This window comes from Phaeovulum vinaykumarii (assembly GCF_900156695.1).
Taxonomy (GTDB): domain Bacteria; phylum Pseudomonadota; class Alphaproteobacteria; order Rhodobacterales; family Rhodobacteraceae; genus Bieblia_A; species Bieblia_A vinaykumarii.
The window spans coordinates 197,107-216,961 of record NZ_FTOM01000003.1; the positions used below are offsets into that span (position 1 = coordinate 197,107).

General features: G+C 68.8%; 16 protein-coding genes, 1 tRNA gene, 1 other RNA gene and 1 riboswitch. Of the genes, 12 read left to right on the forward strand and 6 right to left on the reverse strand.

Annotation, left to right across the window (positions count from 1 at the left end; genetic code table 11):
• Positions 1-14: 14 nt before the first annotated feature.
• The 3 genes from BW949_RS08990 to BW949_RS09000 all read right to left on the reverse strand — a co-directional run bounded on the left by BW949_RS08990 (position 15) and on the right by BW949_RS09000 (position 1,452).
• Complete coding sequence (locus BW949_RS08990) at positions 15-503, reverse strand: lytic transglycosylase domain-containing protein (RefSeq protein WP_076365468.1); 489 nt, start codon at positions 501-503, stop codon at positions 15-17.
• Positions 504-532: 29 nt separating this feature from the next.
• Positions 533-883 carry an H-type lectin domain-containing protein gene (locus BW949_RS08995; protein ID WP_076365282.1) on the reverse strand — a complete coding sequence of 117 codons (351 nt, stop codon included), beginning with the start codon at positions 881-883 and terminating at the stop codon, positions 533-535.
• A 146-nt stretch (positions 884-1,029) separates the two neighbouring features.
• Positions 1,030-1,452: an MmcB family DNA repair protein gene (locus tag BW949_RS09000; protein WP_159440058.1), complete on the reverse strand. Its 423-nt coding sequence runs from the start codon at positions 1,450-1,452 to the stop codon at positions 1,030-1,032.
• 277 nt (positions 1,453-1,729) lie between these two features.
• On the opposite strand from BW949_RS09000, the gene ssrS reads away from it, so the two are divergent.
• The 9 genes from ssrS (at position 1,730) to BW949_RS09040 (ending at position 8,001) form a co-directional block, all read left to right on the forward strand.
• Positions 1,730-1,886: non-coding RNA, 6S RNA (gene ssrS, locus BW949_RS17800), on the forward strand.
• Between the two features lie 189 nt (positions 1,887-2,075).
• Entirely contained in the window at positions 2,076-2,456 is a 381-nt protein-coding gene (locus BW949_RS09005; protein ID WP_076365286.1) for an SUF system Fe-S cluster assembly protein, read from the forward strand.
• A gap of 11 nt (positions 2,457-2,467) precedes the next feature.
• Positions 2,468-2,812 (forward strand): HesB/IscA family protein, encoded by a 345-nt coding sequence (locus BW949_RS09010; protein WP_076365288.1) that lies wholly within the window; start codon positions 2,468-2,470, stop codon positions 2,810-2,812.
• Between the two features lie 121 nt (positions 2,813-2,933).
• Positions 2,934-3,680, forward strand: a complete 747-nt coding sequence (gene tpiA, locus BW949_RS09015) for a triose-phosphate isomerase (RefSeq protein ID WP_076365290.1) — start codon at positions 2,934-2,936, stop codon at positions 3,678-3,680.
• Positions 3,681-3,833: 153 nt separating this feature from the next.
• Complete coding sequence (locus BW949_RS09020; protein WP_076365292.1) at positions 3,834-4,832, forward strand: helix-turn-helix transcriptional regulator; 999 nt, start codon at positions 3,834-3,836, stop codon at positions 4,830-4,832.
• Positions 4,833-5,033: 201 nt separating this feature from the next.
• Positions 5,034-5,110: transfer RNA gene (locus BW949_RS09025), tRNA-Val, on the forward strand.
• Between the two features lie 129 nt (positions 5,111-5,239).
• Positions 5,240-5,329, forward strand: a riboswitch (TPP riboswitch).
• Between the two features lie 277 nt (positions 5,330-5,606).
• Positions 5,607-6,545 carry an ABC transporter substrate-binding protein gene (locus tag BW949_RS09030; RefSeq protein ID WP_076365294.1) on the forward strand — a complete coding sequence of 313 codons (939 nt, stop codon included), beginning with the start codon at positions 5,607-5,609 and terminating at the stop codon, positions 6,543-6,545.
• Complete coding sequence (locus BW949_RS09035; RefSeq protein ID WP_076365296.1) at positions 6,542-7,267, forward strand: ABC transporter ATP-binding protein; 726 nt, start codon at positions 6,542-6,544, stop codon at positions 7,265-7,267. Before BW949_RS09030 ends, BW949_RS09035 begins: the two co-directional genes overlap by 4 nt.
• The gene (locus BW949_RS09040) at positions 7,264-8,001 is read left to right on the forward strand and encodes an ABC transporter permease (protein WP_076365298.1); all 738 of its coding nucleotides are present in this window, start codon (positions 7,264-7,266) and stop codon (positions 7,999-8,001) included. Before BW949_RS09035 ends, BW949_RS09040 begins: the two co-directional genes overlap by 4 nt.
• 72 nt (positions 8,002-8,073) lie before the next feature.
• On the opposite strand, the gene BW949_RS09045 is transcribed toward BW949_RS09040, so the two are convergent.
• Both BW949_RS09045 and choX read right to left on the reverse strand, forming a co-directional pair.
• Positions 8,074-8,991: an alpha/beta fold hydrolase gene (locus BW949_RS09045; RefSeq protein ID WP_076365300.1), complete on the reverse strand. Its 918-nt coding sequence runs from the start codon at positions 8,989-8,991 to the stop codon at positions 8,074-8,076.
• Entirely contained in the window at positions 8,988-9,908 is a 921-nt protein-coding gene (gene choX, locus BW949_RS09050) for a choline ABC transporter substrate-binding protein (RefSeq protein ID WP_076365302.1), read from the reverse strand. Before choX ends, BW949_RS09045 begins: the two co-directional genes overlap by 4 nt.
• A gap of 142 nt (positions 9,909-10,050) precedes the next feature.
• On the opposite strand from choX, the gene betI reads away from it, so the two are divergent.
• Together betI and guaA are read left to right on the forward strand one after the other, a co-directional pair.
• Positions 10,051-10,719: a transcriptional regulator BetI gene (betI, locus tag BW949_RS09055; protein WP_076365304.1), complete on the forward strand. Its 669-nt coding sequence runs from the start codon at positions 10,051-10,053 to the stop codon at positions 10,717-10,719.
• A 93-nt stretch (positions 10,720-10,812) separates the two neighbouring features.
• The gene (guaA, locus tag BW949_RS09060) at positions 10,813-12,372 is read left to right on the forward strand and encodes a glutamine-hydrolyzing GMP synthase (protein WP_076365306.1); all 1,560 of its coding nucleotides are present in this window, start codon (positions 10,813-10,815) and stop codon (positions 12,370-12,372) included.
• Positions 12,373-12,630: 258 nt separating this feature from the next.
• On the opposite strand, the gene BW949_RS09070 is transcribed toward guaA, so the two are convergent.
• On the reverse strand, positions 12,631-14,781 hold the full coding sequence (locus BW949_RS09070; RefSeq protein WP_083947679.1) for a sigma 54-interacting transcriptional regulator: 2,151 nt from the start codon (positions 14,779-14,781) through the stop codon (positions 12,631-12,633).
• Positions 14,782-15,960: 1,179 nt separating this feature from the next.
• Here BW949_RS09070 and BW949_RS09075 point away from each other — a divergent pair.
• Positions 15,961-19,635: a vitamin B12-dependent ribonucleotide reductase gene (locus BW949_RS09075; protein ID WP_083947680.1), complete on the forward strand. Its 3,675-nt coding sequence runs from the start codon at positions 15,961-15,963 to the stop codon at positions 19,633-19,635.
• Positions 19,636-19,855 lie beyond the last annotated feature (220 nt).

Here is a 19,855-nt window from a genome sequence, read left to right on the forward strand (position 1 = left end):
GCCCCGGCGCAGCCCTAGCTGCGCAGGCCGGTTTCGCGCAGCAATCCCAGGCGCTTGGCCTCGTAGTAATAGCCGCGCTGATACCAGCGGTCGGCGGCGTCATGATCGCCCCCCGCCACCAGCCAGGCACCGCGCAGATATTTAACGCCATAGCGCAGGTTGGTGTCGGCATCGAACAGCCCCTCGACCGGACCGCGATAGCCCATCGTGCGCGCCGTCTGCGGATCGAGCTGCATCAGCCCCACATACCGGCCGTTGCGCGCCGCGGGGTTATAGCCGCTCTCGCGCTTGACCACGCGATGCACCAGGCTTTCGGGAACGCCATAGTGCCGCGCGTGGCGGGAAATCAGCGCGTCGATCTCGGGCCGGCCGGAACGGCCGCCGGACACGGGCGCGGATCTGCGCCGCCCGCCGCCGCATCCCGCCAGCGCCAGAAGCGCCGCCGCGCCGCACAAAAGCCCGCGGCGCGACGCGCCGCCCGACGGCGCCTGCGATACGCCCATCTGCACGCCCTCCATCCGCGTCGGCGCGCTCATTCGATCACCCAATCGTCTTCGTGACGGATCGCGCCGATGGCCAGCCAATCGGCCCGCACCCGCGCCACGCGCGTATCGCCCCAGGTCTTGAAGACGATCACGAATCCCTCGCGGGTGACCATCTCGGACGAGATATCCATGCGGCCGTTGTGTTTCTGGTCGATGTCCCACATCGAAAGCGACACCTGCACCACCGGCGGGTCGATGAAGGCCTCGTCGAATTCCACGACCCGGCGCAGCTCGCGCGGGCCCTCGCCCGTCCACATCGCCCCGCCGTCCTGATAGTCGGAAAAGAGCATCAGCGACCCCCGCCCCACTCCGATCGCATGCGAGTCCAGACGTAGCATTCCTGACCTTTCCTGTTCCCGTCACGTCCTTCGCCAGCGCGCCATACCCCCGCCGGGAAAGGGGGCCGAAATCGGGGCCGGTCTCTCTTCCTAGCCCGCGGCTGCCGTCAAGGAAAGCCTGCGCCGGGTGGAAACAGGTGCCCGACTCACGATCCGCCGGGATCGCGCAGAAGGTGCAGCCGTTGCGCGGCGGTGCGGGCAAAATTCAGGCTCAGCGCGCGGCGACGCGCCGGGGCCAGCGGATCGCGCGGCCCCTCGGACAGAAGCTCGGCGCCATGGGCATCGGTCAGCATCAGCCCGGCCCCCTCGGGCAGGATCTCGCGCGGGAAATCGGGCGGCACCGCCCACAGGAAGCGGTCGCACCAGGCCAGATATCCGCGCCATTTGTGATCGGCGGTGAAATCCGCGCGCGAGGATTTGCATTCGACGATCCAGATCTCGCCCCTGGGCCCCAGCGCCATGACATCGACCCGCAGCCCCGGCGCGGGCACCATTTCGGTCAGGCAGGCCAGACCGCGCGCGGCCAGTTCCCGGCAGACGCCGCGGGCAATGCGCTGGCCGGGGCTCATGCGGGCGGGATCAAGGGGGACGGCGGCGGCGGGGCCGGAGGCGGGCAACATCGGCCCAGATTGCCCCGGCCCGCGCCCGCCCGCAAGATGCGCGCCCCCCCTCTGGGCCGCGGACCCGAACCCGTGCCTCCCGCACGACCGGAGGTCGGAACCTGCCCCCCGGCCGGAGGTCGGAACCTTCCCCCACACGACCGGGGGGGGGCTGCCCCCCCTGGGCGCAGGTCGGCATCCGCCCCCCTTGCCGACGGTCCGGACGCGCACTATCTGATCTCGTGGCAGGTTTCTGCTCTTCTCGTGCGCGGCCCTATTCCGGTGGCCGATAAGCTTTCCGAGGGGGCTGGCTCTGGCGGGATCCTGGTCTCGTTATCTGGCGCCCACCTGATATGTTCAGGCTCTCGGGAATTTCACGCCGACACGGATGCTGCGGTTCCTGCCACACTTGGCCCCTGGCGGGGCGGTTCCCGCGGTGCTTCGGGGAGGCGCGCCCTTGCCGGGGCAGGGCGCAGCCTGCCCCACACCCTGCCCTTCCCCCTTGCTCTGCCCTGCCCCCACGCTCCGCGTTGTGACTTTACCCGGCGGCCACATTCCCTATATATTCAGTCAGCAATTGACGCGAGGGTCCGATGACCGCACAGACTTCTTCCGCCGCCGAAACCGACAGCTTTCCCGGTGCCCCCATGATCCGCCCGTCCTCGACCGACCATCCGCTCTACGAGCAGGTGGTCGAGGCCTGCAAGACCGTCTTCGACCCCGAGATCCCGGTCAATGTCTACGACCTGGGCCTGATCTACACGATCGAGATCTCGGACGCGGGCAAGGTCGCCATCGTCATGACGCTGACCGCGCCGGGCTGCCCCGTCGCCGGCGAGATGCCCGGCTGGGTGCAGGATGCCGTGGCCGGTGTCGCGGGCGTGAGCGCGGTCGACGTGGACCTGACCTTCGAACCCGAATGGGGCATGGAGATGATGTCCGACGAGGCCCGCCTCGAACTGGGCTTCATGTAAGGGCCGATCCGATGAGCCAGCCCGTCACCCTGACCCCCGCCGCCGCCGCGGAGATCCGCCGCCTGATGGAGCGCGAGAACGCCCATGCCCTGCGCCTGGGCCTCAAGAAGGGCGGCTGCGCGGGCATGGAATACACCCTCGAGGTGGTCACCGAGGCCGAGGTCGACCCGATGGATGCCGCGGTCGAACAGGACGGCGCGCGGGTGCTGATCGCGCCCATGGCGCAGATGTTCCTGTTCGGCACGCGCATTGATTACGCGATCGGCGTGGTCGAATCGGGCTTCCGTTTCGACAACCCCAACGTGGTCGAAGCCTGCGGCTGCGGCGAATCGATCAAGTTCTCGGACCCGGCCTGATCCGTTCGCCCGGCGCATGAAAGTCGGGCAGCGCGCCCGATTGCGCGGCCATTTGCGCTTGGCGCAGAGGCCGGGTTGCGCATAGAAGAACCCCCGAACCAGAAAAAGGGGAGGTCATTTCATGCGCCGCAAGCTTGCTGCCGGAAACTGGAAGATGAATGGCGCGCGCGCCGCGCTGGCCGAGGTCACGGCCCTGGCCGGGGCGCATCCCGCGCCGGGCTGCGAGGTTCTGCTGTGCCCGCCGGCGACGCTGATCGCGCCGATGGCCGAGGTGGCCGCCGGAACGCCGGTGCAGGTGGGCGGGCAGGATTGCCACGCCAAGACCTCGGGCGCGCATACGGGCGACATCGCCGCGGCCATGCTGGTCGAAGCGGGCGCCAGCCACGTCATCCTGGGCCATTCCGAGCGCCGCGCCGATCACGGCGAGACCGACGCCCAGGTCGCGGCCAAGACCCAGGCCGCCTGGGATGCGGGTCTGATCGCCATCGTCTGCGTCGGCGAGACCGAGGCCCAGCGCGACGCAGGAGAGACGCTGGCGGTGATCGGCGCGCAGCTCGACGGCTCGCTGCCCGAGGGCGCCACGGCCGCCACCACCGTCATCGCCTATGAACCCGTCTGGGCCATCGGCACCGGGCGCACGCCCACGCTCGAGCAGATCGCCGAGGTGCACGATTTCATGCGCGCCCGCCTCGAGGCGCGCTTCGGCGCCGAAGGCACGGGGATGCGGCTGCTCTATGGCGGGTCGGTCAAGCCCTCGAACGCGACCGAGATCTTTGCCGTGTCGAACGTGGACGGGGCGCTGGTCGGCGGCGCCAGCCTCAAGGCCGCCGATTTCGGCGCCATCGTCGCGGCGCTCGACGCCGCCTGAACGCGCACGCCTTCCGCCCCCGCCCAAAACGACCGCGGCGGGGGCGTCACGGCCCCTTTCCCGGCGCGCGTTTCCCGGCGCGCATTTCCTGGCTCGCGCCGGTGCGCCCTCTGTGCCATCATCGTGTCAGAACCTGTCACGGATGGGGCCTCCATGTCCTTTGCCAAGGCCACTGACCTGCTGCGCCTGGCCGAAATGGCCAGCGCGACCTATGAGGGTGTCTCGCTCAGCGACATCGAGACCAGCTTCGGCGTCGACCGGCGCACTGCGCAGCGCATGACCCGCGCGCTGGAGACCGCCTTTCCCCATTGCCGCACCCGCACCGACGACAGCCGCCGCAAATATTGGAAGATCGACGCGCGCGACGCCCGGCTGATGCTGGCGCAGGGCGTGCGCGACAGCGAGCTGTCCGCGCTCGAGATCGCCATCCGGCGGGCCGCACGCGAAGGCGCCGCGGTCGAGCAGCGCGCGCTGGAAGCCTTGCGCGACCGGCTTCTGGCGGCGATGCCGGGGGCCATGGCGCGCCGGGTCGAGGCCGACGCCGAGGCGGTGCTCGAAGCCCATGGTTTTGCCTCGCGGCCCGGCCCCCGCCTGCGCCCGCGCCCCGATCTGCTGCGCGTGATCGCCCAGGCGCTGAAGGGCCCGCATCAGCTGTCGATCGGCTATCAGGGGGCGCAGGACGACGCGCCGCGGCCGCGGCTGATCGAGCCGCACGGCCTGCTTCTGGGCACCCGGCGCTATCTGATCGCGCGCGAGGTCGGCGGAAGCGGGCGGATGCAGAGCTTTCGGCTCGACCGGATCGTGGAGGCGCAATTGCGCGCCTCCTCCTTCCAGCGCGACCCCGACTTTGACCTGAGCGCGCATGCCGCGCGCGCCTTCGGTTCCTATTTCGACGAGGCCGAGTTCGGCCCGGTGGTCTGGCGGTTCGCGCCCGAGGCCGCGGCGGTGGCCCGCGAATTCATCTTTCACCCGGCGCAGGAAATGACCGATCAGGCCGACGGATCGCTGGTCGTGCGCTTCTGCGCCGCCGGGCATCTGGAGATGGCCTGGCATCTCTATCAATGGGGCGATGCGGTCGAGGTGCTTGCGCCGCCCGCGCTGCGCGCGCTGACCCAGGCCCACCGGCGCGCGGATTTCCCCGCCCTGCCCTGAGCCGGCCCCTCTCCTCCTGCCTGTCCCGCGACCCTGTCCCGCGAGCCCCCGCCCCGAACGCATCCGCCCCGACGCCCAGCCCCCGAACGACCCCGCCCCCGAAGGGCCCTGAAACCGCAGCACCCTGAAACCGCGGCCCGCGCGCCTGGCCCCGGATTGACGGGCCGCCAGCGGAGCGCTATGGCCATGCCACCGCGCCGGGGGTGATTAGCTCAGCTGGTCAGAGCGCCTCGTTTACACCGAGGATGTCGGGAGTTCGAATCTCTCATCACCCACCACACACCAGCCTCTCCCTCCAACATCTTGCATCTGACGCCTCCGCCCCTGGGCGGCTTGTGGTGCCGTTTCTCCTGAGCGCCGCGGCCGTGCGCAATCGCTTTGACCTTCCGGTGCGGGCCGGATAGGGTCGGTCTCGCCAGGGGCGCCGAAAGGCTGAGAAGCACCCTTTGAACCTGAACCGGATAATGCCGGCGGAGGGAGAGCACGGTCAGTCTGCGTTCGGTCGTTCGATCTGCGCGCACCGTCTTTCCCGCGCGGCGCGAGAGCACGATGACCGAAGACCTTCTGACAGACTTGCCCGCGCACCCCCCATCATCGGCACTGGCGGTGCGATCCGCATCGCCGCCGATCTGGTGCGGGCCGCGGCCCCCCCCCCCCCCCCCGCCTGCCATCGCCCCGGCATGCCTTCTGCGCGTCGGGACAGGACATCCCCCGACACGTGACCTGCCCGCCCGCCACACCGCAACCAGAGCCATTCTCCCAAGGAGCACGCCCATGAAACCCCTTCTCACCGCAACCTTGCTGATCTGGACCGCACTGCCCGCCATGGCACAGGACAAGCTGACGCTGGTGCTTGACTGGTTCGTCAATCCCGACCACGGCCCGGTCATCATCGCGCAGCAAAAGGGCTATTTCACCGAGGCCGGGCTGACGGTCGAGGTGATCGCCCCGGCCGACCCTGCCGACCCGCCCAAGATGGTGGCCGCCGGAAAGGCCGATCTGGCGATCTCCTACCAGCCGCAACTGCACCTTCAGCGTCACGAGGGCCTGCCGCTGCGCCGCGTCGGCACGCTGATTGCCACGCCCCTGAATTGCCTGCTGGTGCGGCAGGACGGCCCGGTCCACACGCCCGCCGATCTTCGGGGCCGCAAGGTCGGCTTTTCGGTCGGCGGCATCGAAGAGGCGGTGGTGGCGCAGATCCTTGCCACCCATGGCCTTGCGCCCGATGCAGTCGAGATGGTCAACGTCAACTGGTCTTTGTCACCTGCGCTGATGGCGGGTCAGGTCGATGCGGTGATCGGCGCCTTTCGCAATTTCGAGCTGACCCAGATGGCAATCGAAGGCGTGCCGGGCCGGTGTTTCAACGTCGAGGAAGAAGGCCTGCCGCCCTATGACGAGCTGATCTATGTTGCCAATCCCGACCGCATGGACCGTGACAGCATCCGCCGCTTTCTGGGCGCGACCGAAAAGGCCACGCAGTTCATCGTCAACCACCCCGAGGAAAGCTGGGCGCTGTTCGCCGCCGCCGCGCCCGAACTGGACGACACGCTGAACCGCCGCGCATGGGCCGACACGCTGCCGCGCTTTGCCCTGCGGCCCGCGGCGCTGGATGCCGGGCGCTATGACGCCTATGAACGGTTCTTGCACGAAGCCGGGCTGATCCCCGCCACGACCCCGGCCTCCGAGATCGCCATCGACGTGACCGCGCCATGAGCACGGCCCCCGCGATCACGATTTGCGGCCATCACGCGGTGGCGGGGCGCGCGCTCTTCGCCCCGGTCGCGCTGCGGATCGGCGCCGGGGAATGGACCTGCCTTCTGGGCCCCTCGGGCATCGGCAAGACCACGCTGATGCGGCTGGTGGCGGGGCTCGCATGCGCGGGCCGCTTTGTGGGCGAGATCGCCACCTCGGACGGCAAGCCGGTCTCCGGGCGCGCCAGTTTCATGGCGCAGACCGACCTGTTGCTGCCCTGGCTTTCGGTGCTGGAAAACGCGGTGCTGGGCGCGCGGCTGCGCGGCGAGGCCCCCGATCTGCCGCGGGCGCGCGCGCTGCTGTGCCGCATCGGCCTTGGCGCGCATCTGCAGGCGCGGCCGCGCGCGCTGTCGGGCGGGATGCGCCAGCGCGTGGCCCTGGCGCGCACCTTGCTCGAAGATCGCCCGATCGCCTTTCTGGACGAGCCCTTCTCGGCGCTTGATGCGCAAACGCGCGCGGCCATGCAGGAGCTTGCCGCCGAAAGCCTTGCGGGCAAGACGGTGCTTCTGGTGACGCATGATCCGGCCGAGGCGGTCCGGCTGGGGCATCAGATCGTGGTTCTGACCGCCGCGGGCGCGCATCTTTACCCAGTGCCCCCGGCCAGAACGCCGCGCGACGCCTTTGCGCCCGACTGCGTCGCGGCACAGGCGGGGCTGATGGCGATCCTGCGGGGGCAGCGATGATCCGGGTTCCCCCTGCCCTGATCGCGGCGGCGCTGGGTCTCGGGCTCTGGCAAGGCGTGGTCTGGCTGGCCGCGCCGCCGCCTTTCATCCTGCCGTCTCCGGCGCGCGTGGCGCATGTCGGATGGGAGAACCGCTCGCTTCTGATCGAACACGCAGGCGTCACGCTGAGCGAAGTGCTTCTGGGGCTGAGCCTCGGCATCGTGATCGGTGCGCTGGCCGCCATCATGCTGGCGCGCTCGGAACGGCTCGGTTCCGTGATCATGCCAATGCTGGTGCTGACGCAGGCCGTGCCGGTCTTTGCCCTCGCGCCGATCCTGACGCTGTGGGCCGGCTATGGGATGGTCTCCAAGGTGCTGATGGCGGCGCTGATCATCTTCTTTCCGGTGCTCAGCGCCTTTCACGACGGGCTGACCCGCATGCCGCCGGGGCTGAGCGACCTGAGCACGGTGATGAATGCCCGCCCCGCGCAGGCGCTGCTGCGGCTGCGCATCCCGCATGCGCTGCCTTCCCTGGCGGTGGGGGTGAAAATGGCCTTTGTCTACGCCCCCATAGGCGCGGTGATCGGCGAATGGGTCGGGGCCTCGCGCGGCCTGGGCTATCTGATGCTTCTGGCAAATGGTCGTGCCAAGACCGACCTGATGTTTGCCTGCCTGGCGGTGTTGGCGATTTCGACCGTCGCTCTCTATCGCCTGGCCAGCTGGTGCCTCGACCGGCTTGTCTGGGAAGACGGATGACCACCCCCCCCCCCCCCCCCCACCCCGGCCCCCACCCCGGCCCCCACCCCGGCCGCCGCGGCGCTCGGCGCGTCAGCCCTGCGGTCGACGGCGCGCCACGCGAGGGAGGGGCAGAAACGCAAGGCAGTGCTGGCAGGTGCGGGCATCCATCCAATGCCCCAGCCCCGCAAGGCCCTGGAACCGCGCGCGCGGCATGCGCGCGGCCAGAAGCTGGGCGGACCGCGGGCTGATGCAGGGATCGCTGTCGCCATGCACGAACAGCGCCGGCGTCGCCCGGGCCGCCAGCGCCTCCCCCCACGGCGGCGCGGTGGTGAAGGCCAGCGCCTGGCGCAGATAGCCGCCCTCATCCGCCCCGCGGCGGACCAGCGCCGCGGCCAGCGCGTGGTTCTCCGCACCCCCCTTCGGGATCAGCCCCAGCGAGAAATGTGCATTGCTGTCCAGAACGGCCGCAATCGCCGCGGTCTCGGATGGAAACGGCAGGAAGAACCGCTCCATCAGCCGCAAGGATCGGTCATCGGCGGTGAGCGCGCCCGCGCCCCCGGTGCTCGACAGCGACACGAACCGCGTCACCCGCGCGGGCGCCAGAACCGCAAGCCACTGCGCGATCATCCCCCCCATCGAGAAACCGACGCAGGCAAAGCGCCCGATAGCCAGATGATCGGCCAGGGCCAGAATGTCCCGCGCCATCTGCGTCAGGTCATAGGCGGCCAGCCCGCGCGCACTGCCCGCCCAGGAAAAGCCCGGCGGGATCCGGGCGAACGGGCCGCCCAGGCGCCCCGAAAGCCCCGCATCCCGATTGTCCGGGCGGATCACCCGGAAGCGCGCGGCAAGCCCTGCGACCAGCGCCGGGGGCCATTCGATCAGCTGCATCCCCAGCCCCGCGATCAGAAACACCGCGGGCGCGTCGGACGGCCCGTCCGCGCGGTAGCAGATCCGGACCCCGTCCAGATCCGCGAACCGGTCCGCCGCCGGGCTGCGGGCGGGGCTCAAAGACCCAGATCCGCCTTCACCGCCGGCAGCGTATCGCCACCGTCGGTCGTGCGCCCCCCCGAAAGCCAGCCCTCCAGACGCTCGGGGTGGCGCGCGATCAGACGGCGCGCGGCGTCCCTTGGGCTCGGATCCTCGTCGAGGATATAGCCCATGCCCTCGCTCGCGAGCGCGACATCGAATGTCAACTGGTTCAGCAACTTGCCCACCTGGGGACATTCCTCGACATAACCCTTGCGCACCTGGGTCGAGACCGTCGCCCCGCCGAAATCGGGGCCGTAATAATCATCGCCACCTTCCAGATAGCGGATCTCGAAATGGGTGTTCATCGGATGCGGCGCCCAGGCCAGGAACACCATCCAGTTGCCGCGCCGTTCCTCGCGGGCAAGCTGGGCCAGCATCCCCTGTTCCGAGCTTTCCCGCACCTCCCAATCGCCCAGCCCGAAGGCATTGCGGGCGACGATATCCAGCATGATCTCGTTCGAGCCCGGCTCGATGCCGTAAAGCGTGCGCTCGAACCGGTCGGCATGCGCGGCCAGATCGGCAAAGGACGTCACCCCGGCCTCATGGACATAGGCGGGAACAGCCCAGGTGAACTTGGCCCCTTCCAGATTGACATGGATGGTCTCGATCGCGCCGCTGTCGCGGTAGGCGTTGAAATAGGTCTCCATCGCCGGATCCCAATACCCCATGAAGGCATCGAGATCGCCCCGCTTCATCGATTCGTAGATCACCGGGATCCCCAGGATATCGACCCGCGTCTGATGGCCCATCCCCTCGAGAAGACCCTGCGTGACCGCCGAGGTCAGCGCCAGATCGGTCCAGCCCGGTTCGGCCATGCGGACCATGGAGCAATCAGCCCAGGCCGGAAGGGCTGCACAAAGGGCGATCGCGTCGGCCGTGGCAAGACGCGGTTCCATGGCGAATATGATCCTTTCGGTCAATTTATGAACCGATAGATTGATCAATTGGATCCCTGAATGGATTGATCGTGCAGTCAATCTAATTTGCGAAAGGGCCGCCGGGCCAAGGGGCAGGCGCGCGCAACAGGGGGGCATCGGCATGGGGCGCAGGGACATTTCCGAGATCCGACGCGCGGAATATGCGGCCGCGGCCTATCGTGCGCTGATGCGGCACGGAAACCAGGGCACGTCGCTGGCCCGCGTCGCCGAGGAAGCCGGCGCCTCGAAGGCGAATGTGCTGCATTACTTCAAGACCAAGGAGGCCCTTCTGGCCGCCGCGCTGCGCCATGCCAATGCCGAATTGCTGCGCGAGGCGGTGCTTCTGCTGGGCGAGGCCCGCAGCCCGCTTGAACGGATCTATGCGGTGATCGAGACCAATCTCTCGCCGACCTCGTTCCGCCCCGAGGTCGCCCATGCCTGGATCGCGCTCTGTGCGGGCGTGCCGCATGTGCCGGCCTATCAGCGCATCCAGACGGTGATCTATGCGCGCATGCGGTCGAACCTGATGGGCCCCTTGCGCCGGCTTCTCCCCCGCGAGGATGCCGCGCTGATGTCGGATCTGATGACCACGGCCATCGACGGGATCTGGCTGCGCTGCGGGCTGAGCCTTGACGGCGTAAGCCAGGACGAAGCCCGCGTGCAACTGGAGGCGGTTCTGGACGCGCGCCTGCCCGACAGCGCGGCGCGGCGCGCAGCACGCCTGCGCATGCGCGAGGTGGCCCGCATCCTGATCAAGGCGCGCGGACGCAGCGACCGCGCGCCCGCCTGACATTCCCGCGCCGCACCGCGCCCGACCCGCACGCGCGCCCCCGCAGACGCACGCGACCCTTGCATCCGAAGGGGCGCGGGCCTATGGGAGCGCATGACCCAGCATCAGCGCCTTCTCATCATCGACTTCGGCTCGCAGGTGACCCAGCTCATCGCCCGGCGCCTGCGCGAACTGAAGGTCTATTGCGAAATCCACCCCTACCAGAAGGTCACCGACGCCTTCCTGGCCGATTTCGCCCCCCAAGCCATCATCTTCTCGGGCGGCCCGGATTCGGTCACCCGCGAAGGCTCGCCCCGCCCGCCGAAATCCGCCTACACGCTGGGCGTGCCGATCCTGGGCATCTGCTACGGACAGCAGGTGATGATGCAGGATCTCGGCGGCCTGATCGAGGCCGGCCAGAGCCACACCGCCGAATTCGGCCGCGCCTTCGTCACCCCCACCGACACGCGCCTGCCGCTTCTGGAGGGCTGGTTTGCAGAGGGCCGTGAACAGGTCTGGATGAGCCACGGCGACCACGTCAGCCGCATCGCGCCGGGCTTCGAGGTCTATGGCACCTCGCCCGGTGCGCCCTTTGCCATCACCGCCGATGTCTCGCGCAACTTCTATGCCGTGCAGTTCCACCCCGAGGTGCACCACACCCCGCGCGGCGCGAAACTCTACGAGAATTTCGTGCGTCTGGCGGGCTTCACCGGCGACTGGACGATGGCCTCCTACAAGGACGACGCGATTGCCAAGATCCGCGCCCAGGTCGGCGACAAGCAGGTGATCTGCGGGCTGTCGGGCGGCGTCGACAGTTCGGTCGCGGCGGTGCTGATCCACGAGGCCATCGGCGACCAGCTCACCTGCGTCTTCGTCGATCACGGGCTGATGCGGCTCAACGAGGCCGACGAGGTGGTCTCGATGTTCCGCGACCATTACAACATCCCGCTGATCCACGCCGAGGAGGCCGACCTCTTCATCGGCGCGCTCGAGGGGGTCTCGGACCCCGAGGTCAAGCGCAAGACCATCGGCAAATTGTTCATCGACGTCTTCCAGCGCGAGGCCAACAAGATCGAGGGCGCCGAATTCCTGGCCCAGGGCACGCTCTATCCCGACGTGATCGAAAGCGTGTCGTTCTCGGGCGGGCCGTCGGTCACGATCAAGAGCCACCACAACGTGGGCGGGCTGCCCGAGAAGATGGGGCTGAAGCTGGTCGAACCGCTGCGCGAGCTGTTCAAGGACGAGGTGCGCGCGCTGGGCCGCGAACTGGGCCTGCCCGAAAGCTTCATCGGCCGCCACCCCTTCCCCGGTCCGGGTCTGGCGATCCGCTGCCCCGGCGAGATCACCCGCGAGAAGCTCGAGATCCTGCGCAAGGCCGATGCGGTCTATATCGACCAGATCCGCAAGCACGGCCTTTACGATGAGATCTGGCAGGCCTTCGTGGCCATCTTGCCGGTGCGCACCGTGGGCGTGATGGGCGACGGGCGCACCTATGATTACGCCTGCGCCCTGCGCGCGGTGACCAGCGTCGACGGGATGACGGCGGATTACTACCCCTTCAGCCACGATTTCCTGGGCGAGACCGCGACGCGGATCATCAACGAAGTCAAGGGCATCAACCGGGTGACCTATGACATCACCTCGAAGCCGCCGGGCACGATCGAATGGGAATGACCCCTTCGGCGGCGCGGTCGCGCGGCAGGGGCAAGACGGACAAGGGGGCGGGATTTCCCGCCCCTTTTTACATGGCCTCTGCGGGGCGGGCGGGATGTGCCGCCCGCGTTGCATGGCCCTGCCCGGACGCATGCTGCGGCCCCACGGCGCAACCCCACGGCGCGCTCCCCCCGCGCGCTCGCACGGCGCAACCGCGCGCGGGGTTATTCCGCGCGCGGGTCTGGAACCAGGCGCGGGTCTGGAATCGCGCGCGCGGGCTCAGAATTTCTCGATGCGGATATTGTGCTTTTTCAGCGCATAGCCGATCTGGCGCGGGGTCAGTCCCAGCAGACGCGCGGCCTTGGCCTGCACCCAGCCCGCGCGCTGCATCGCGTCGATGAGGCGGGTGCGCTCGTCCTCCTCGTCGGCGGGGCCATCCTGCGCGGGCGGCGGGACATTCTGTGGGGCATTCGGTGGAGCGGGGTAACCGGGCTGCGGCGGCTGGCCATATCCCGCGGGCGGGACGGCGGCGCCCCCCGGCGCGCCATAGCCCTGCGGATAGCCGCCCCCCGCACACGCGGCGGGATAGCCGGCCTGCGCCGCCCCGCCCCCCGCGGGCGGATAGCCCGGCGCTTGCGGCGGGACGCCATGCTGGCCGGCATGCGAGTGCAGTCGGAGAGGTTGCGCCCCCGGATGTTGCGCCCCGCCATGTTGTCCCCCCGGATGCTGAACCGCGCCATGCTGGGGCGACATCGGCGCGCGCGCATCGCCCCCGGCATACCCCGGTGCACCGGCATAGCCCTGCGCCCCGGCATAGCCGCCCGGCGGCTCATGCGGCGCGGGCGCGCGGCTGGCGGCATAGACATCGCCATAGGCCGGCGCACCCGGCGGGGGCCTGCGCGCCAGCACCGGCAGCGGGATCTGGTGGTTCGAGGCCAGCCCGCCCACGGGGAAGCGGTCCGCCGTCTGCAACCGCCACAGATCCGCCGACAGGCAATGGTCCTGATGACAGGCCAGATCGTCCGAGCCGATCACCTGGCCGGGCGACAGCGCCGCCACCCGTGCGATGCAGTTTTCCAGCTCGCGCACGTTGCCGGGGAAATTGCAGGCCGCCAGGGTCGACAGCGCCTCGGGCGACAGCTCCTTGGCCATGTCGTTCTTCTCGTTGAAGCGCGACAGGAAGGCCTGGGCCAGGACGGGGATGTCCTCCTTGCGCTCGCGCAGCGGCGGCAGCACGATCGGCACCACGCAGATGCGGAAATAGAGGTCGGCGCGGAAGGCGCCCTGCGCCACCGCCTCCTCGAGGTTGCGGTTCGTCGCGGTGACCAGACGCACGTCCACGCGCAAGGTCTGGTGGCCACCGACGCGCTCGAATTCGCCCTCCTGGAGGATGCGCAGCAGCTTGGCCTGGAATTCGGGGCCGATCTCGCCGATCTCGTCGAGAAACAGCGTGCCCTTGTCGGCCATCTCGAAACGGCCCTTGCGCTGCGAGACCGCGCCGGTGAAGGCGCCCTTCTCGTGGCCGAACAATTCGCTTTCCAGAAGCGTGGGCGAGAGCGCGGCGCAGTTGACCTTGATGAAGGGCTTGTCGCGGCGGTCCGACAGCGAATGGACGGCGCGGGCGAACAATTCCTTGCCGGTCCCGGATTCGCCGCGCAACAGCACCGGCGTCTGGGTGGCCGCGACCTTGCGGATCTGGCCGATCACCTGATGGATCGCCTGCGACTGGCCGATGATCCCCGAGATCGGCTGCGCCAGCGCGCGCGCGCCCTCGGCGCGGGTGGCGGCCTCGGCGGCCTCGGCGGCGGCACGGATGGCGTCGCGCGCCTCCTGCATCAGCCGGTCGCGGTCGCGCGCCACCAGACGGCGGAAGCGGATCGACTGCTCGAGGATCGACGCGATCATGTTCATCACGCGCAGGTCGCTGTCCAGATGCTCGGCGCCGTGGCCGCGGATGTCGCGCAGCGCGCAGAGCACGCCCAGCACGAAGGGCGAATGCGCCTGATCGCGGATCGGCACCGCCAGCAGCGCGAAACGGTCATGCGGCGCGCCGGGCGGCAGCGCGTCTTCGCCGAATTCGTCGACCAGATTGCGCGACACCAGCGCCACGCCCGTGCGCAGCACCAGCCGCGCGACCTTGGGCGGGATCGCCCCGCAGCCGGCCGGGCGCGGCGTCGATCCGGCGGTGGTGGCGGCGATGACATAGGGATTGACCTGCGCCGCCCCGCCCATGCCTTGCGCGCTTTCCTGCAACAGCGCCATCGCCCCCAGCTGCAACCCCATGAAGGACGACAGCACATTGAGCACCGAGGGCATCGCCGCGATCGGGTCGGATGCCCCGGTCAGGATGCGCGCGGCCTCGCACAGCGCATCCATGGGAAAGCATTCGTCGTGGGGGGCGGCAGATTCGGCTTCGGGCTGCTCCGTCATCGGTCTCTCTGTCTTCTCCGCGGCTGGGGCACCGGGGTCCGGGGCGGCGGCGGCCTTGCGCAGGGGACCACGGCCGGCAGGACGCGCCCCCGACGCCGCCGGCCCCGATGCAGGGGGGGGCGAAGGTGCGGGCCCCGAAGGGGCGGACCCCGAAACTGGGGACGCCGAAACTGGGGGAGCTGTCTCAGAGGGGTCGCGTGTCATCTCGTCTGGAACTCGGGTCGGCGCACCGGATCGGGTTGCGTCGGCGATGGGATTTGGGGCCGCCCCGTCCGACCCGGCTTGCGCTGCGCCCCCGGTGCCGGGACCGCCGGGGACCGCTGCACGCAGCCCCGCGTCGAACGCTTGGTATCGTGACGGGAGACCCTCTCGAGACCTGAGCGTAATCCCAACCGGGCGCGAGTCCACAAGCCCCGCACTCACCGTTGCGTGTATCGGTCGCGGCGCGGGACCGGAGCACAGGAGACAGGCGCCCCGCCCGTGCAGGCGCCGCATTTTTCCGCAGCGCAGAGACCCGGCCGCACGAACCCGGAGCGGCGCGCCCTGCCCCAACACGCCGGGCCGCGGGCATGACGCGGGAAGACATGATGCGGGGCACGGCCGACTCGCCCGGCCCTTCGGCGCCGGGGCCCCCGCGGCCTGCTTCGGCCCTGGGCCGGCACCGGGCAGCGCGCGGCAGTGTGGGATCACGGCCACACCCCGAAGTTACCCACAAGATTTTGCGCCATGTGGATCACTTCACCCAAGCGGTGACCTTCTCGGGCCAATCCCGTGCGGGAGTTGGAAAAATCGCGCTGCCCCGCGCGGCGGGCGGCGCATGCCCTGCCTGTGGAGGAATCGAGGCGCCTACCAGATGTGGGCCGTCAACCCAAAATCGTCTCCAAAATCGCTTAAAGTTCTGTTGACCCGAGGCCAGATTTCGCGCCAATTTGTGCAAGCTTGCTAGGGCGACCACTAGATGTAGTAACCTTTCGGGTTCCACGGCGGAGCAGCGCCAGACCCGCGGGGAAGACGATCTGGGACGGGGTCCGCAGGTTTTCACCGCCTTCAGGCGACAAGGCTCCGGGTGTGCAGGAGCGGTCTGCGGACAGATGCCCGCCGGGTCGGTGCGAATTTGCGGCAAGCCGGGCGGAACGCCCGATCGCGGGGCCAACGAACACCACAGAACGGGGCAGAGTCATGAAGATCGAACGCAAGTTCACGCAGGCAGAGACCGGCGCATACGGCGGGATGGAATTCTCGGTCACGACCTCCGAGATCCGCAATCCCGACGGCAAGGTGGTGTTCCGCAACGACGCGGTCGAGGTGCCCGCGGGCTGGAGCCAGGTCGCCGCCGACGTGCTGGCGCAGAAATATTTCCGCAAGGCCGGCGTGCCGGCGCGCCTCAAGCGCGTGCGCGAAAAGGACGTGCCCGAATTCCTGTGGCGTTCGGTCCCCGACGAGGCCGCGCTGGCCGCGCTGCCCGAGGCCGATCGCTATGGCTCGGAAACCTCGGCGCGGCAGGTCTTCGACCGCATGGTCGGCGCCTGGACCTATTGGGGCTGGAAGGGGGGCTATTTCACCGCCGAAGCCGACGCCCGCGCCTATTACGACGAGATGCGGCACATGATGGCGCGCCAGATGGCGGCGCCGAACAGCCCGCAATGGTTCAACACCGGCCTGCATTGGGCCTATGGCATCGACGGGCCCAGCCAGGGCCATCATTACGTCGATTACCGCACCGGCAAGCTGGTCAAGTCCGACAGCGCCTATGAACATCCCCAGCCGCATGCCTGCTTCATCCAGTCGGTCTCGGACGATCTGGTCAACGACGGCGGCATCATGGACCTGTGGGTGCGCGAGGCGCGGCTGTTCAAGTATGGCTCGGGCACCGGCACCAATTTCTCGGACCTGCGCGGCGAGGGCGAGCGCCTGTCGGGCGGCGGGCGGTCTTCGGGGCTGATGGGCTTTCTCAAGATCGGCGACCGCGCGGCCGGCGCCATCAAGTCGGGCGGCACCACGCGCCGCGCCGCCAAGATGGTGATCTGCGATCTCGACCACCCCGATATCGAACAATTCATCAACTGGAAGGTCATCGAGGAACAGAAGGTCGCCTCGCTGGTGGCGGGCTCGAAGATGCACGAGCGCCAGCTCAACGAGATCTTCGCCGCCATCCGCGGCTGGGACGGCGCCGTCGAGGATGCCACTGATCCGGCCCGCAACGCCGCGCTGAAGACCGCGATCCGCGCCGCCAAGAAGGCGATGATCCCCGAAACCTATGTCAACCGCGTGCTGCAATACGCCCGCCAGGGCTATTCCGCGATCGAATTCCCGACCTATGACACCGACTGGGACAGCGAGGCCTATGTCTCGGTCTCGGGGCAGAATTCGAACAACTCGGTGCGCATCACCGATGCCTTCCTGCAAGCCGTGCGCGATGACGCCGACTGGGCGCTGATCCGCCGCACCGACGGCAGCGTGGCCAAGACCATCAAGGCGCGCGATCTGTGGGAACAGATCGGCCATGCCGCCTGGGCCTGCGCCGATCCGGGCGTGCAGTTCCACGACACGATCAACGCCTGGCACACCTGCCCCGAGGATGGCCAGATCCGCGGCTCGAACCCGTGTTCGGAATACATGTTCCTCGACGACACGGCCTGCAACCTGGCGTCGATGAACCTGCTGACCTTCCTGCGCGACGGCGAATTCGACGCCGACGGCTATGTCCACGCCACCCGGCTGTGGACGCTGACGCTGGAAATCAGCGTGATGATGGCGCAGTTCCCGTCCAGGGAAATCGCGCAGCGGTCCTATGATTTCCGCACGCTGGGCCTGGGCTATGCCAATATCGGCGGCCTGCTGATGACCATGGGCATGGGCTATGACAGCACCGAGGGCCGGGCGCTGTGTGGTGCGCTGAGCGCGATCATGACCGGCATCGCCTATGCCACCTCGGCCGAGATCGCCAAGGAGCTGGGCCCGTTTGCCGGCTATGAACGCAACGCCCAGCACATGCTGCGCGTGATCCGCAACCACCGCGCCGCGGCCCATGACAGCGACACCTACGAAGGCGTGAATGTCACCCCGGTCCCGCTCGATGCCGCGCATTGCCCCGACGACCGTCTGGTGGCGCTGGCGCGCTCGGCCTGGGACGAGGCGCTGACCCTGGGCGAGGCGCATGGTTTCCGCAACGCGCAGGTCTCGGTGATCGCGCCCACCGGCACGATCGGTCTGGTGATGGATTGCGACACCACCGGCATCGAGCCCGATTTCGCGCTGGTCAAGTTCAAGAAGCTGGCCGGCGGCGGCTATTTCAAGATCATCAACCGTTCGGTGCCCGCGGCGCTGGCCACGCTGGGCTATCGCCCCGCCCAGATCGAGGAAATCGTGGCTTATGCGGTGGGTCACGGCACGCTGGGCAATTGCCCCGGCCTCAACCATTCGACGCTGGGCGCACAGGGCTTCGGCCCGGCCGAGATCGCCAGGATCGAAGCCGCGCTGCCCTCGGCCTTCGATATCCGCTTCGTCTTCAACCAATGGACGCTGGGCGAGGACTTCTGCACGGGCACGCTGGGCATCCCGGCCGAGAAGCTGGCCGATCCCACCTTCGACCTGCTGCGTCACCTGGGCTATTCGCGCGCCCAGATCGACGCGGCCAATGACCATGTCTGCGGGACGATGACGCTGGAGGGTGCGCCCTTCCTCAAGCCCGAACATTACCCGGTCTTCGACTGCGCCAATGCCTGCGGCAAGACCGGCAAGCGCTATCTGTCGGTCGAGGCGCATATCCGCATGATGGCCGCGGCGCAGAGCTTCATCTCGGGCGCCATCTCCAAGACCATCAACATGGCCAATTCCGCCTCGATCGAGGATGTCAAATCGGCCTATGAGCTGAGCTGGAGCCTGGGCATCAAGGCCAACGCGCTTTACCGCGACGGCTCGAAGCTGAGCCAGCCTCTGGCCGCGGCGCTGGTCGAGGACGACGAGGAGGCCGAGGAGATCCTGGCCACCGGCACCGCGCCCCAGAAGGCCGCCGTGCTGGCCGAGAAGATCGTCGAGAAGGTCATCGTCAAGGAAATCGTGCGCAGCCACCGCGAGAAGCTGCCCGAGCGCCGCAAGGGCTATACCCAGAAGGCGATCATCGGCGGCCACAAGGTCTATCTGCGCACCGGCGAATATGCCGATGGCAGCCTGGGCGAGATCTTCATCGACATGCACAAGGAAGGCGCGGGCTTCCGGGCGATGATGAACAACTTTGCCATCGCGGTGTCGGTGGGCCTGCAATATGGCGTGCCGCTCGAGGAATTCGTCGATGCCTTCACCTTCACCAAGTTCGAGCCCTCGGGCGTGGTGCAGGGCAATGACTCGATCAAGAACGCGACCTCGATCCTTGATTATGTGTTCCGCGAACTGGCGGTCAGCTATCTCGACCGCACCGACCTGGCGCATGTGACGCCCAAGGGCGCGCGCTTCGACGAGCTGGGCGGCGGCGAGGGCGAAGGCCGGCCGAACGTGGCCGAAGTGTCCGACCGCACGGCGTCGAAATCGCTTGAGGTGCTGCGCCAGATCTCGTCCTCGGGCTATCTGCGCAAGCGCCTGCCCAAGGAACTGGTGGTGCTTCAGGGCGGCCAGGGCAGCCAGGGCGACCCGGTCAGCGCGCTGAACATGCTGGTGCCGGAAACCGCCGGCAGCGCCGTTGCCGTGGCCGGGGCCACCGCGCTCAGCTCGGGGGTCGTGACGATGGATGCGCGCGCCAAGGCCAAGATGCAGGGCTACGAGGGCGAGGCCTGCGGCGAATGCGGCAACTACACGCTGGTGCGCAACGGCACCTGCATGAAGTGCAACACCTGCGGCGCCACCTCGGGCTGCAGCTGAGCCCGCCGCCCGCGGCCCCTGCCATGCCGCCCCATCCCCTGCCCCCGCCGCGCCGGCCGCGCGGCGGGGGTTTTGCGTTCCGGATCGGGGGTTTTGCGTTCCGGGCCGGGCCGATCCGGCGCCGCCGAAATGCCGCCATCGCCGCCGGGGGCGTGCGTGATTGATGAATGTCAATCATGAGTTCCAGCGATTACAGCCCGGTTATCCCATCGCGCCCGGT